Origin of the sequence: Pseudomonas sp. HN8-3, from assembly GCF_020790195.1 — a bacterium.
GTDB classification, from domain to species: Bacteria; Pseudomonadota; Gammaproteobacteria; order Pseudomonadales; family Pseudomonadaceae; genus Aquipseudomonas; species Aquipseudomonas synxantha_A.
The window spans coordinates 5,644,625-5,658,113 of record NZ_CP086206.1 but is presented as its reverse complement, the minus strand read 5'-3'; the positions used below and the strand labels follow the sequence as shown (position 1 = coordinate 5,658,113).

Below are 13,489 nucleotides of genomic sequence, written 5' to 3'. Positions count from 1 at the left end.
TTATCAGCGGATAAACAACTTCTGGATCAATTTCTGAATCGATTTGCCGTAAGGGGGGTAGATCAACTTCGCCGCGTTCAGGCGCTGTTTAACCAGCACGCCCTTGGCCTTGCTGAATGTCAGGAAGCCTTCATGGCCGTGGTAATGGCCCATGCCCGACGGGCCGATGCCACCAAATGGCATGTCGTCCTGGGCTACGTGCAGCAAGGTGTCGTTCAGGCATACGCCGCCGGAATGGGTTTCGTGAAGCACACGCTCCTGCTCGTTCTTGTTGTAGCCGAAGTAGTACAGGGCCAGTGGGCGTGGACGCTGGTTGATGTAGGCAAAGGCTTGGTCAAGGCCGCGATACGGCACGATGGGCAAGAGCGGGCCGAAAATCTCGTCCTGCATGACTGTCATGTCGTCGCTGACATTCAGCAGCAGGCTGTGGGCCATACGTCGAGCCTGGCCTTGCTCGTACAGTGGGACCAGGGTGGCGCCCTTGTCGGTGGCGTCCTTGGCGTAGGCATTGAGCCGGGCCAGTTGCCGCTCGTTGATGATGGCGGTGTAGTCCGGGTTGTCGGCCAGGGTCGGATAAAACCCACGTACGGCCTTGGAATACGCCTCGACAAACCCTGCGACGCGGTCCTCCGGCACCAGCACATAGTCTGGCGCCACACAGGTTTGCCCGGCATTCAAGGCTTTGCCGAAGGCGATGCGCTCGGCGGCGTCCTTGAGCGGTACATCGGCCGAGACGATGGCTGGCGACTTGCCGCCCAGTTCCAGGGTGACCGGCGTGAGGTTTTCGGCCGCCGCACGCATCACGTGTTTACCAATGCTGGTGGCACCGGTAAACAGCAGGTGATCGAAGCGCAATTTGGAAAACGCCATGCCCACTTCGGCTTCGCCCAGCACCACGCACACCAGGTCCTCGGGAAAGATCCTGGCCAGCAGCGCCTTGAGCAGTTCGCCGGTGGCCGGTGTGGACTCGCTGAGCTTGAGCATCACCCGGTTGCCGGCGGCCAAAGCCCCGACCAACGGGCCGATAGCCAGATACAACGGGTAGTTCCACGGCACGATGACGCCGACGACGCCCAACGGTTGATAAATGACTTTGGCCGAGGCGGGCTGGAAGGCAATGCCTACAGCGCGGCGGGAGGGTTTCATCCAGCCCTTGAGGTGTTTGCTGGCATAGTGAATGCCATGCAGGCTGGGCATCAATTCGGCGAACAGGGTTTCGTCTGCGCTGCGATGGCTGAAGTCCTGGCTGATCGCAGTGATCAGCGCCTGGCGTTCGTCGCTGAGCACATCGCGCAGGGCCTTGAGCCATTGTTGGCGTTGCGCAGCCGGTGGCATCGGGTTGGCGGCGTAGGCGCGACGCTGGGCTTCGAACAGCTCCTGGAGGTGGTCCAAGGCCTGGGCATCTTGCAGGTAGGCAACGTTGGCAGACATGGCGCAGTTCCCGATTGTTATAGGTCTGCCTGGATTTTTAGAGTTATTGCTCTAAATTGTCAAATAACATTGCAGTAACATCCAGATTTAACCTGGCCGGCATAGGCCGTAAGATGCCCCATCCCGTGTTTGGAAGCTGATCCCCCATGGCACCACGAGTAAAGACCAGCGAGCGCATTGTGCAAACCAGCCTGGAGCTTTTTAACCAGCAGGGCGAGCGCAGTGTCAGCACCAACCATATCGCCGCCCATATGGAGATTTCTCCGGGCAACCTGTACTACCACTTCCCCAACAAGCAGGCGATCATCGCCGTGCTGTTTCGCGAATATGAAGCCCTGGTGGACAGTTTCCTGCGCCCGCCCCAGGGGCGCACGATGGTGGTGGAGGACAAGCGCTTTTATCTGCAAGCCGTGCTGGCGGGCATGTGGCGCTATCGTTTCCTGCACCGCGACCTCGAACATCTGCTGGAGAGCGATCCGGAACTGGCCACGGGCTATCGGCGGTTTTCCCAGCGTTGCCTGATCCAGGGCGGTGCCATTTACCAGGGGTTTGTCGATGCCGGCATTCTGAATATGGACCCGGTGCAAACCGAAGCCCTGACCCTGAATGCCTGGATCATCCTGACCTCCTGGGTGCGGTTCCTGTGCACCACCAACGAAAAGTCCACCCACCTGAGCGCCGAGGCGATCAAGCGCGGGGTGTACCAGGTGCTGGTGTTGGAGGCGGGGTTTGTCACGCCCCAGGCCAAAGAAGCGGTGGATGCGTTGTTCAAGGAATTTTACGTGCCCCTGAACCAGGCACTGGAAGAAGTGAAGTAAGACCTTTCCCCTTTGTATTCACAGGAGTCAGTCATGCCGCTTGCCCAACTGATCAGCCCCCCGCAATTGGCCGAGCGCCAGAAGTCGGCAGGGCTGGTGATCCTGGATTGCCGCTTTGCCCTGGAAGACCCGGATTACGGCCTGTGCAGCTACACCGAAGGGCATATCGAGGGCGCGCAATACGCCGACCTGGAGCGCCACCTCAGCGGTCCGGTAACCAAGGGCGTGACGGGTCGTCATCCTTTGCCAGCAGCAGACACGTTCGCCAAGCAGCTACGGGCCTGGGGCATCAGTGCCGACACCGATGTGGTGCTGTATGACGACGGCCCCGGTGCCTATGCCGCCCGTGCCTGGTGGCTGCTGGCCTGGCTGGGCAAGCGTGATGGGGTGTTTATTCTCGATGGTGGCCTCAAGGCCTGGCACAGCGCCGGTTTCCCCTTGAGCCTGGATGCGCCGGTGACCGAGCCGGGCACCTTCACTGGTACGCCGGATAATCGGTTGGTGCTGGATGCCGAGCATTTGCAAAAACGCCTGGGTCAGCCCGGCCTGACCTTGATCGACGCCCGCGCCCAGCCGCGTTTTCGTGGCGAAGTAGAGCCCATAGACCCGATTGCCGGGCATATTCCCGGCGCGCAGTGCGCAGCATTCAATGAAAACCTGGGCAGTGACGGGCGCTTCCTGCCGGCCGAGCAGCTCAAGCAACGCTTTGCTGCGCAGTTGCAGGGGCGCCCGCCGCAGGAGTTGGTGGCGTACTGCGGTTCGGGGGTGACGGCATGCCATAACCTGTTTGCCCTGGCGTTGGCGGGATATCCGTTGGGCAAGTTGTATGCGGGGTCGTGGAGTGAGTGGATTACGGATCCGGCGCGGGAAATTGCAACAGGCGACTGAGCAATTGGCCCTGTAAACCCAATCAAAATGTGGGAGGGGGCTTGCCCCCGATTGCAGTGTGTCAGTCTCAGTATCTGTAACTGATCCACCGCTATCGGGGGCAAGTCGAATCGTCGCACCGCCCCTCCCACATTTTTAACTGCGTTGTGTCAGTAACCACTGTGGGATGCGGCGTTCCAAGTAATAGCCGGGACGTTTCAGTGAACCCTCCACAAAGCCCACATGCCCACCCTTTGTCAGCAATTCAAACTCGGTGCACTCCGACAGCTCACTCGCTTCCGGCAGGCTATGAGCAAACACAAACGGATCATCGGCGGCCTGGATGATCAGTGTTGGTGTGCGGATATCGCCCAGGTAGTAGCGACTGGATGCGCGGCGATAGTAATCCTCAGCACTCAAGAAGCCATGCAACGGCGCAGTCACTCGCCCATCGAAGTCCCAGAACGTGCGCATCTTCTCCAGGGAGCCCAGTGCCTCCAGGGTTTTCAGTCCTTCCTCACGTCCATCTTGCAAAAACTGGCGTTGCTTTACGCGAATGTACGCCAGCATCTCGCGCATGAAGTGCTTCTGGTAGATCCGCGAAAACCCCAGACCGATGCGATCAGCGCATTGGTCCAGGCGAAACGGTACCGAGACCGCCGCCGCGCCTTGCAGCCCCGAAGTCACGCCGGTTTCGCCCAAGTGCTTGAGCAACACATTGCCGCCCAGGGAATACCCCACGGCATACAGCGGTGCCAGTGGCCGTTTGGCGCGCAGATGGGCAATCGCCGCGGCCAGGTCTTCGCTGGCCCCGGAGTGATAACTGCGCGCCAGAAGGTTGGGCTCGCCCGAGCAGCCGCGCCAGTTCAACGCAACGCTGGCCCAACCTTGGCCGGCGAGGGCTTGTTGCAGGCCGGCCACATAGGGCGAATTGGACGAACCGGTCAGTCCATGCAGCACCAGTACCAACGGTGCGTGCAGGTCATGGGGGCCATGCCAGTCGAGGTCGAGGAAGTCGCCGTCTTCCAGCCATAGACGTTCGCGTTGGCGTTCGATATGGGTCGTTGGGCGCAACAGCGGCCCCCACAGTGTTTGCAGGTGAGGGTTGCCGAGGCCGAAGGCGGGTTTGAACAGATCGGAAGAGGGGGTCATGAAACTCTCGGTAGCCAGTGAGCTCGCCGTGGCAAGCTCCCCTGCCACAGGTTAAGAGGCGTTTTCGACCAGGCGATGCCACAACGCGTAATACACCCGCCCGGACTTTTGCTCCCGATGCAGGCGCCAACTGCCCGGCAGGCCGAGCGTTGATGGCGCGGTCTCGCTTTCAGTGTAGATCCAGGCATCCGGTGCCAGCCACTGGCGCTCTTCGAGCAAAGCACACACAGTCGGCAGCAGGTTCTGGTTGAACGGCGGGTCGAGGAACACCACGTCGTATTCAGTCACCGCCTGGGTTTCCAGGTAGCGCAGCGCGTCGACCGTCTGCACCTGGCCGGTGGTGCAACGCAGCGTGCCCAGGTGTTCCTTGAGGCTGGACACCGCCACATTACTGGCATCCAACGCCTGGCCCTGGGCCGCGCCACGCGACAGCGCCTCCAGGAACAGCGCGCCACTGCCGGCGAACGGGTCCAGCACCTTGGCCCCGCCGATGTATGGCGCAAGCCAGTTGAACAGGGTTTCACGCACGCGATCCGGCGTCGGGCGCAGGCCTACGACGTCGGGGAAGCTCAGCTTGCGGCTGCCCCATTCACCGCCAATGATGCGCAGTTGGCCCACACCGTTATGCACGTTGTGGACAGGTTTTTTCGGGCGAGATGAACTGGCCATTAATGCTCCGGAACCCCGAGCGGCTGCTCGGCAGGTTTATCAGTGGGGGGCGGTAGTGGCTTTTGCGCAATCGTCGGGCCGGCGGTCACGATGACCATCTTGTCGGCGCTCAAGTGTTTGTTCATTGCAGCCTTGACCTGCTCTACGGTCAGGGCCTGGGATTGTTTCATGAAATCTTCCAGATAGCTCAGCGGCAGGTTGTAAAAACCCATGGCGCCCAGTTGCCCGACAATATCGGCGTTGCTCGCGGTGGACAGCGGGAAGCTGCCGGCCAGTTCGCGCTTGGCGTCGTCCAGTTCTTTTTGCGTGGGGCCGTTCTTGAGGTAGTCAGCCAGTACATCCTCAACCAGGCGCAGGGTGCCGCCGCTCATTTCGGCGCGGGTCTGCAAGTTGATCATGAACGGGCCGCGCACCTGCATTGGCGAGAAACCGGAGTACACGCCGTAGGTCAGGCCGCGTTTCTCGCGCACTTCGCTCATCAAACGGGTGCCGAAGCCACCGCCGCCAAGGATCTGGTTGCCCAGGGACAGAGCTGCGTAGTCCGGATCGGCGCGGTCGATGCCCAATTGCGCAAACAGCAGGTGGGTTTGCTTGGAGGGAAACTCGATACGGCTCAGGCCGGCTTTTGGCTCGGTCGGTTGAGCGATCTTGGCCATGGCGGGCCCTTTGGGCAGCGAGGCCGACACTTTGGCCGTCATGGCCTCGGCCTCAGCGCGAGTCAGGTCGCCGACCACCGCAATCACAGCATTACCCGCCGCGTAGGCTTTGGCGTGGAATGCCTTCAACTGCGCCAGGGTGATCTTCGGCACACTCTCGGGGGTGCCTTCGCTCGGGTGCGCGTAAGGGTGATCGCCGTACAGGCGTTTGAACAGTTCGATGCTCGCCAGCTTGGCGGGGTTCTGCTTCTGATACTCGAAGCCGGCCAGGATCTGGTTCTTGATCCGCGCCAGGGAGTCTGCCGGGAACGTCGGTTGGCCAATAACCTGGTCGAACAGTGCCAGGGCTGCGGTGCGCTTATCGCTGTCGCTGAGGCTGCGCAGGGTGACCAGCGCCATGTCGCGGTAGGCACCATTGCCGAAGTCGGCGCCGAGGCCCTCAAAGCCACTGGCGATCTGGCTGACATCCTTGCCCGGCACGCCTTCGTTGAGCATGGCGTTGGTCATCAGCGCCAGGCCCGGTGTGTCGCCATCCTGGCTGCTGCCGGCGGCGAACAGGATGCGCATATCGAACATCGGCAGTTCATGGGCTTCGACAAACAGCACCTTGGCGCCTTCGGCGGTGGTCCAGGTTTGCACATCGAGCTTGCGGTTGGTTGGCGCCTTGCCGTCCAGTTCCGCCAGCGACTGCAGGGTGCTGGCCGATTGGGCCTTTTCCAGAGCCTGGCTGGCGACCGACTCGCTCGGGCGCAGGAAATACACGGCACTGGCCGCAACCAGGGTGACTGCGATCAGGCTGGGCAGGATCAGGCGGCTGCTTTTACGATCACTCATGAGCGGTCTCCTCAGGCAATACATGGGCGACGCTCAGACGTTCGCGGGTGAAATAGGTGCGCGCGGCTTTCTGGATATCTTCTGGCGTCACGCTTTGCAGGTCAGCCAGTTCGGTGTCCATCAGCTTCCAGGACAGGCCGACGGTTTCCAGGGAGCCGATGGCAGTGGCCTGGCTGGTGATGGAGTCACGCTGGTACACCAGGCCGGCGATGACCTGGGCCCGGATGCGCTCCAGTTCTTCAGCGGTCGGCGGCTTGGCTTTCAACTCATCAAGCAGGCGCCACAGGCCGGCTTCGGCTTGGGCGACGGTCTTTTGTTTCTGCTGGTTGGGCGTGGCCGAGAGCATGAACAACGTATCGCCACGGGTATAGGCGTCGTAGTTGGTGGACGCGGCGGATACCAGCTCCTCACCACGTTCCAGTTGCTCGGAGATACGTGCACTGTAGCCGCCGTCCAGCAGGGCCGAGATCAGGCGCAAGGCTTGCACCGAGCGTTTGTCTTCGGCGGTGGCCAGGCCCGGTACGTTGAAGCCCAGGAACACGCTTGGCAGTTGGGTCTGCACCCGCAGGGTCAGCAGGCGCTCGCCGGGTTCGGCCAGCTCCAGCGGGATCTTCGCCGGTGGCACATCACGCTTGGGGATCGGGCCGAAGTAACGCTGGGCCAGGCTTTTCACCTCGTCCGGGGTCACATCGCCGACCACTACCAGGGTGGCGTTGTTGGGCACATACCAGGATTGGTACCAGTGGCGCAGCTCCTCGACCTTCATGCGCTCAAGGTCAGCCATCCAGCCGATGGTCGGCGTGTGGTAGCCGCTGGCCGGGAAGGCCATGGCCTTGAAGCGCTCGTAGGCCTTGGACATCGGGTTGTCGTCGGTGCGCAGGCGGCGTTCTTCCTTGATTACCTCGATTTCGCGGCTGAACTCGTCGGCGGGCAGGCGCAGGCTGGCCATGCGGTCGGCTTCCAGCTCAAAGGCCACGCCCAGGCGGTCGCGGGCCAGCACCTGGTAATACGCGGTGTAGTCATCGCTGGTGAACGCGTTTTCTTCGGCGCCCAGGTCACGCAGGATCAGCGAGGCTTCGCCGGGGCCGACCTTGGCGCTGCCTTTGAACATCATGTGTTCAAGGGCGTGGGACAAACCGGTCTGGCCTGGGGTTTCGTAGCTTGAACCAACCTTGTACCAGACTTGGGAAACCACCACTGGCGCGCGATGGTCTTCGCGCACGACCACTTTAAGGCCGTTATCCAGAGTGAATTCATGAGTGGGTTGTGGGTCGGCAGCGAAGGCTGAAAGGGGCAGACAAACTGTGCTGAGCAGCAGGCCTGCGGCGCGGCGGGCTAGAGCATTCATTCGTTTTTTAACCTGTTGGGCTGCCCGCTTGGTCTTAGCGTCGGCGGGCGAGGAGGTGCTAGGATACTGATCCGATTTAGGGACGGCCACTGCGGTCGTCATCTAGTCCTGGGTTCAGTCGTAGGAAAGTTGGAGTAGTTGGCGTTTTTCCCCGACAATCTTCCACGTTTCGCCGATTTTATCGCTTCAGTCCCATATTGAAACGATTTGCCAAGGCACTTATTTACGCCTTACAAAATGTTGCGCATGAACAAGCGGGCGTTAAAGCAGTCTGTTCTGCATCGAATTTATTTACCGAGGCGCCCTGGCGCATCGCTACTTTGAGATAGCCGTCCTCCATGTTTGGTTCCAACGACGACAAGAAGAGCCCAGCTGCGGCTGGCGAGAAAAAAGGCCTGTTCGGATGGCTGCGCAAAAAGCCGCAGGAAACCGTCGTCGAACAGCCGCAGGTTCAAGCTGAGCCTATTCCAGAGCCTATAGTAGAAGCCGAGCCGGTTGCCGAGACGCCGGCGCCGGTGGTGTTGCCCATCGCGGAGCCGGTATTGCAGCCGGTGGTCGAGGCAGAACCCGAGCCGGAGCCCGAGCCCGAGCACAAACCGTGGCTTGCGCTACCGGTAGCCGAAGAGCCGGTGGCACTGGTTGAAGATGTGCAGGCTGAACACGTGACGCCGCCCATTCCGGTGGCGCCACCGGTAGAGGTAGTGGTCCAGACGCCGCCAGCGGTCGAAATCCCGGTTGAAGTGCCTGCTGTCGTTGCCGCGCCTGCGGTGATCGAAGAGCCTGTCGCGCCTGCCGAAACCAGCAAGAGCGGCTTTTTCGCCCGCCTCAAGCAGGGTCTGAGCAAGACCAGCGCCAGCATCGGCGAAGGTATGGCCAGCCTGTTTCTGGGCAAGAAGGTCATTGATGATGAACTGCTGGAAGACATCGAAACCCGCCTGCTCACCGCCGACGTGGGTGTCGAAGCCACTGCCGTGATCATCCAGAGCCTGACTCAGAAGGTCGCGCGCAAGCAACTGACCGACGCCGATGCGTTGTACAAATCCTTGCAGGCCGAACTGGCTGCAATGCTCAAGCCCGTGGAAGCGCCGCTGGTGATCACCCCGAACAAGCCGTTCGTGATCCTGGTGGTCGGCGTCAACGGCGCGGGCAAAACCACCACCATCGGCAAGCTGGCCAAGAAGCTGCAGGGCGAGGGCAAGAAAGTCATGCTCGCCGCCGGTGACACCTTCCGTGCCGCCGCCGTCGAGCAGTTGCAGGTATGGGGCGAGCGCAACAAGATCCCGGTGATCGCCCAGCACACCGGCGCCGACTCCGCTTCGGTGATCTTCGATGCCGTGCAGGCCGCCAAGGCGCGTAATATCGACGTGTTGATCGCCGATACCGCCGGGCGCCTGCACACCAAAGACAACCTGATGGAAGAGCTGAAGAAAGTGCGCCGTGTGATCAGCAAGCTCGACGCCGATGCGCCGCATGAAGTCTTGCTGGTGCTCGACGCCGGTACTGGTCAGAACGCCATCAGCCAGGCCAAACAATTCAACCAGACGGTGCAGCTGACCGGCCTGGCATTGACTAAGCTCGACGGCACGGCCAAGGGCGGGGTGATTTTCGCCCTGGCTAAACAGTTCGGGTTGCCGATTCGTTATATCGGTGTCGGTGAAGGTATCGACGACCTGCGCACCTTTGAAGCCGAGCCCTTTGTACAGGCACTGTTTGCCGAGCGGGAGCGTTCATGATTCGATTCGAACAGGTCGGTAAACGCTATGCCAACGGGCATGTGGGCTTGCATGAGCTGAGCTTTCGAGTGCGTCGCGGCGAGTTCTTGTTTGTCACCGGTCACTCGGGCGCTGGCAAAAGCACGCTGTTGCGCCTGTTACTCGCCATGGAGCGCCCGACCACCGGCAAGTTGCTGCTGGCGGGCCAGGACCTGGCTACCATCAGCAATGCGCAAATTCCGTTTCTACGCCGCCAGATCGGCGTGGTGTTCCAGAATCACCAGCTGCTGTTCGATCGCACGGTGTTCAACAACATCGCGCTGCCGCTGCAGATTCTCGGGCTGTCCAAAGCCGAAATCGTCAAGCGCGTGGATTCGGCGCTGGAGCGCGTGGCATTGTCGGACAAGACCGACCTTTACCCGGGGGACCTGTCCACCGGCCAGCAACAGCGCGTCGGTATTGCCCGCGCCATCGTCCACCGTCCGGCCTTGCTGCTGGCGGACGAACCCACCGGCAACCTCGACCCGCGCCTGGCGGCCGAGATCATGGGGGTGTTCGAAGACATCAATCGGCTGGGCACCAGCGTATTGATCGCCAGCCACGACCTGGCCCTGATCGCCCGTATGCGCCATCGCATGTTGACCTTGCAACGTGGCCGCTTGATCGGTGATGGGGAGGCTGGCGTATGAGTGCTACCCGTAGCCCCAAAGTATCCGAACGCGTGGCACCCAAGCCTGCCGATCCGCAACCGCCGAAGAAAAAGCGTGACGAAGACGACGGCCCGGACTTCGGCACCTTGCTGCACGCCTGGATCGAAAGCCATCGCGCCAGCCTGCTTGACAGCCTGCGTCGCCTGGGCAAACAGCCGATCGGCAGCTTTTTCACCTGCCTGGTCATGGCCGTAGCCTTGAGCCTGCCGATGGGCTTGTCGCTGCTGCTTAATAATGTGGAACGCCTCGGCGGTTCCTGGCAGCGGGCGGCGCAGATATCGCTGTACCTGAACCTGGACACCAGCAGCAAGGACGGCGAAGCGCTACGCGACGACATCAAGAACATTCCGGGCGTAGCGGATGCCGAATACATCAGCCGCGATCAAGCCCTTGAAGAATTCCAGCAGCAGTCCGGCCTGGGCGAGGCGCTCAAGGAGCTGCCGCAGAACCCGCTGCCGGGCGTGGTGCTGGTGACGCCGAACGAGGTCGACAAGCCGGCGCTGGAGGCCCTGCGACAAAAACTCGCAGAGATGCCCAAGGTGCAACAGGCCCAACTTGATCTAGTCTGGGTAGAGCGCCTGGCCGCGATCCTCAAGCTGGGTGACCGCTTTGTGTTCGGCCTGACGGTGTTATTAGTGTCTGCATTACTTTTGGTGATAGGTAATACCATTCGTCTTCATATTGAAAACCGTCGCACCGAGATAGAAGTGATTAAACTGGTCGGCGGCACGGACAGCTATGTACGCCGTCCTTTCCTGTACATGGGCGCGCTTTATGGCCTGGGTGCCGGGGTCTTGTCCTGGGGCGTGCTGGCGTTTGGCCTGAATTGGTTGAACGACGCGGTTGTCGGGCTGGCGGGTTTGTATGGCAGTGATTTTGCCCTGGCCGGGGTGCCGGTAGCCGATGGTCTGAGTCTCTTGCTTGGCGCGGTGTTGTTGGGGTATATCGGTGCCTGGATTGCGGTAGCACGGCATTTACGTGAACTGGCGCCGAAGTAGTTAATGCCAGATTAATGTGGTTTCGTTTGTATTGACCGTATCAGTGGTTTAGGGAACTTGTCCTACGGTTCCCAGGTCAATTTTCGCAGTGCTGAACTGCACGAGTTATGTGAGTCGGAGGTTTTTTCGTATGACCACTTCTTTGCAACCTGCTTATGCCTTGGTCCCGGGTGCGAACCTGGAGGCTTATGTGCACACGGTCAACAGCATTCCATTGCTGACGCCCGAGCAGGAGCGTGAACTGGCCGAGAGTCTCTACTATGAGCAGGATTTGGGGGCGGCTCGGCAGATGGTGCTCGCCCACCTGCGTTTTGTTGTACATATCGCCCGTAGCTATAGTGGCTACGGCCTGGCCCAGGCTGACCTGATTCAGGAAGGCAACGTTGGCCTGATGAAGGCTGTAAAGCGCTTCAACCCTGAAATGGGTGTGCGCCTGGTGTCGTTCGCCGTGCACTGGATCAAGGCGGAAATCCACGAGTTCATCCTGCGCAACTGGCGCATCGTGAAAGTCGCGACCACCAAGGCCCAGCGCAAACTGTTCTTCAACCTGCGCAGCCAGAAGAAACGCCTGGCGTGGCTGAACAACGAGGAAGTCCACCGCGTGGCTGAAAGCCTCGGTGTGGAGCCTCGTGAAGTGCGCGAGATGGAAAGCCGCCTGACCGGCCATGACATGGCCTTTGACCCAGCCGCCGAAGCGGATGACGACAGCGCCTTCCAATCGCCTGCCAACTACCTGGAAGACCACCGGTACGACCCGGCGCGTCAACTGGAAGACGCCGACTGGAGTGACAATTCCAACCACAACCTGCACGAAGCGCTGGAAGTGCTGGACGACCGCAGCCGTGACATTCTCTACCAGCGCTGGCTGGCAGAAGAGAAAGCCACGCTGCATGACCTGGCGCAGAAGTACAACGTGTCGGCCGAGCGGATTCGTCAGCTTGAGAAAAGCGCGATGAACAAGCTGAAGTTGTCGATCGCCGCCTAATTTAGCTGGCAATGCTAGTTTGAAAATGTGGGAGGGGGCTTGCTCCCGATAGCAGAGTGTCAGTCAACATCAAAGTGACTGATCTATCGCTATCGGGAGCAAGCCCCCTCCCACATTTGTTTTGTGTTGTGTCAGTTGGACCAGGGGGCTTTTCGAGAGTTGTTCAGCTCAGTCAGGTATCCAGCGCCACCTAATTGACTCATCTGCTGGCGAATCCAAGCCGCTCGCCTGGCCACATACGCGGTCGGATGACTGGCACTCCATACCCTTGGATTAGGCAACACCGCCGCCAGATAGCTGGCCTGTTGCCGCGAAAGCCCCTTGGCGCTCACGCCAAAATGGTGCCGCGCCGCCGCCTCTGCGCCGAATACGCCTTCATCCCATTCCACGCTGTTGAGGTACACCTCAAGAATCCGCTCCTTGGGCCACAGCACCTCGATCAACCCGGTGAACCACGCTTCCAGGCCCTTGCGCAAATAGCTGCGGCCGGCCCACAGGAACAGGTTTTTCGACACTTGCTGGCTCAGCGTACTGGCGCCGCGAATCGAGCCGCCGCGTTCGTTGTGCAGGATCGCGGCCTGGATCGCGCCAAAATCAAAGCCCCAATGTTGCGGGAAGCGCTGGTCTTCACCGGCCATCACCGCCACTTTGAGGTCATCGCTGATTTCATCCCACGGTACCCAGCTGCGTTGCAGGTCAATGGGTTCGCCGTCGATCCAGGACTCGACCTTGCGCTCCACCATCAACGCGGTAAACGGGGGCGGGACCACACGAAACAGCAGCACCAGCAACACACTGCCGATGGCGAACCATTTCACGACGTTGAGAAAGCGTTTGAAGAGGACACGCAGCATAGAGATGGCTTGGCCGAACCCGTTGAGCGGGCCATTATACAGACCCTGCCCGATGAGTCTGACTGGAGTTCCCCATGCTGCGTAGCTTTCTGATGCTGGCTGCCTTTTTCGGTTTTACCGGTGTCGCCCTGGGTGCGTTCGCCGCCCACGGCCTGAAAAACCGCCTGAGCGCCGACTACCTGGCGATCTTCCATACCGGCGTGACCTACCAACTGGTGCACGCCCTGGCGTTGTTCGGCGTGGCGTTGCTGGCGGCGCATATTCCCGGTCGATTGGTCAGTTGGGCGGGTATCTCGTTTACCGTCGGTATCCTGCTGTTCTCGGGCAGCCTGTATGTGCTGACGATGACTGGCATCAGCAAACTCGGGATCATTACGCCGTTCGGCGGGCTGGCGTTCCTGCTTGGCTGGTTCTTCCTTGGCCTGGCAGCGTGGCGCTTGCAGCTTTGACCGCTT

13 protein-coding genes are annotated in these 13,489 nt (G+C 60.7%); 7 read left to right on the top strand and 6 right to left on the bottom strand.

Annotation, left to right across the window (positions count from 1 at the left end; all coding sequences use genetic code 11):
- Positions 1-3: 3 nt before the first annotated feature.
- Positions 4-1,431 carry a coniferyl aldehyde dehydrogenase gene (locus tag LJX92_RS25325; protein WP_032878902.1) on the bottom strand — a complete coding sequence of 476 codons (1,428 nt, stop codon included), beginning with the start codon at positions 1,429-1,431 and terminating at the stop codon, positions 4-6.
- Positions 1,432-1,577: 146 nt separating this feature from the next.
- Here LJX92_RS25325 and LJX92_RS25320 point away from each other — a divergent pair, with 146 nt between their 5' ends.
- Both LJX92_RS25320 and LJX92_RS25315 read left to right on the top strand, forming a co-directional pair.
- The gene (locus LJX92_RS25320) at positions 1,578-2,249 is read left to right on the top strand and encodes a TetR/AcrR family transcriptional regulator (protein ID WP_005792294.1); all 672 of its coding nucleotides are present in this window, start codon (positions 1,578-1,580) and stop codon (positions 2,247-2,249) included.
- A gap of 33 nt (positions 2,250-2,282) precedes the next feature.
- The gene (locus LJX92_RS25315; RefSeq protein ID WP_032878904.1) at positions 2,283-3,137 is read left to right on the top strand and encodes a sulfurtransferase; all 855 of its coding nucleotides are present in this window, start codon (positions 2,283-2,285) and stop codon (positions 3,135-3,137) included.
- A gap of 135 nt (positions 3,138-3,272) precedes the next feature.
- Here the strand turns inward: LJX92_RS25315 and LJX92_RS25310 are convergent, their stop codons facing one another.
- Genes LJX92_RS25310 through LJX92_RS25295 form a run of 4 tightly spaced genes read right to left on the bottom strand, consistent with a single transcriptional unit; the run spans position 3,273 to position 7,775 of the window.
- Positions 3,273-4,268, bottom strand: a complete 996-nt coding sequence (locus tag LJX92_RS25310) for a hydrolase (RefSeq protein ID WP_032878905.1) — start codon at positions 4,266-4,268, stop codon at positions 3,273-3,275.
- Positions 4,269-4,319: 51 nt separating this feature from the next.
- Positions 4,320-4,937, bottom strand: coding sequence for a 16S rRNA (guanine(966)-N(2))-methyltransferase RsmD (gene rsmD / locus LJX92_RS25305; protein ID WP_228309086.1), 618 nt, complete (start codon positions 4,935-4,937; stop codon positions 4,320-4,322).
- Positions 4,937-6,427 (bottom strand): M16 family metallopeptidase, encoded by a 1,491-nt coding sequence (locus LJX92_RS25300; RefSeq protein WP_078822563.1) that lies wholly within the window; start codon positions 6,425-6,427, stop codon positions 4,937-4,939. The genes rsmD and LJX92_RS25300 overlap by 1 nt, the downstream gene beginning before the upstream one ends.
- On the bottom strand, positions 6,420-7,775 hold the full coding sequence (locus LJX92_RS25295; protein WP_005792289.1) for a M16 family metallopeptidase: 1,356 nt from the start codon (positions 7,773-7,775) through the stop codon (positions 6,420-6,422). Before LJX92_RS25295 ends, LJX92_RS25300 begins: the two co-directional genes overlap by 8 nt.
- A 338-nt stretch (positions 7,776-8,113) precedes the next feature.
- Here LJX92_RS25295 and ftsY point away from each other — a divergent pair, with 338 nt between their 5' ends.
- The 4 genes from ftsY to rpoH all read left to right on the top strand — a co-directional run bounded on the left by ftsY (position 8,114) and on the right by rpoH (position 12,180).
- Complete coding sequence (gene ftsY / locus LJX92_RS25290) at positions 8,114-9,508, top strand: signal recognition particle-docking protein FtsY (RefSeq protein WP_005792288.1); 1,395 nt, start codon at positions 8,114-8,116, stop codon at positions 9,506-9,508.
- Positions 9,505-10,176: a cell division ATP-binding protein FtsE gene (gene ftsE / locus LJX92_RS25285; RefSeq protein ID WP_003213784.1), complete on the top strand. Its 672-nt coding sequence runs from the start codon at positions 9,505-9,507 to the stop codon at positions 10,174-10,176. The genes ftsY and ftsE overlap by 4 nt, the downstream gene beginning before the upstream one ends.
- Complete coding sequence (gene ftsX, locus LJX92_RS25280) at positions 10,173-11,195, top strand: permease-like cell division protein FtsX (protein ID WP_005792287.1); 1,023 nt, start codon at positions 10,173-10,175, stop codon at positions 11,193-11,195. The genes ftsE and ftsX overlap by 4 nt, the downstream gene beginning before the upstream one ends.
- A gap of 130 nt (positions 11,196-11,325) precedes the next feature.
- Complete coding sequence (gene rpoH / locus LJX92_RS25275) at positions 11,326-12,180, top strand: RNA polymerase sigma factor RpoH (RefSeq protein WP_003176698.1); 855 nt, start codon at positions 11,326-11,328, stop codon at positions 12,178-12,180.
- Between the two features lie 131 nt (positions 12,181-12,311).
- Here the strand turns inward: rpoH and mtgA are convergent, their stop codons facing one another.
- Positions 12,312-13,034, bottom strand: coding sequence for a monofunctional biosynthetic peptidoglycan transglycosylase (mtgA, locus tag LJX92_RS25270; RefSeq protein WP_228309085.1), 723 nt, complete (start codon positions 13,032-13,034; stop codon positions 12,312-12,314).
- Between the two features lie 74 nt (positions 13,035-13,108).
- Between mtgA and LJX92_RS25265 the strand changes: the two genes are divergently transcribed.
- Positions 13,109-13,483, top strand: coding sequence for a DUF423 domain-containing protein (locus LJX92_RS25265; RefSeq protein WP_005792284.1), 375 nt, complete (start codon positions 13,109-13,111; stop codon positions 13,481-13,483).
- The last annotated feature ends 6 nt before the right edge of the window (positions 13,484-13,489 follow it).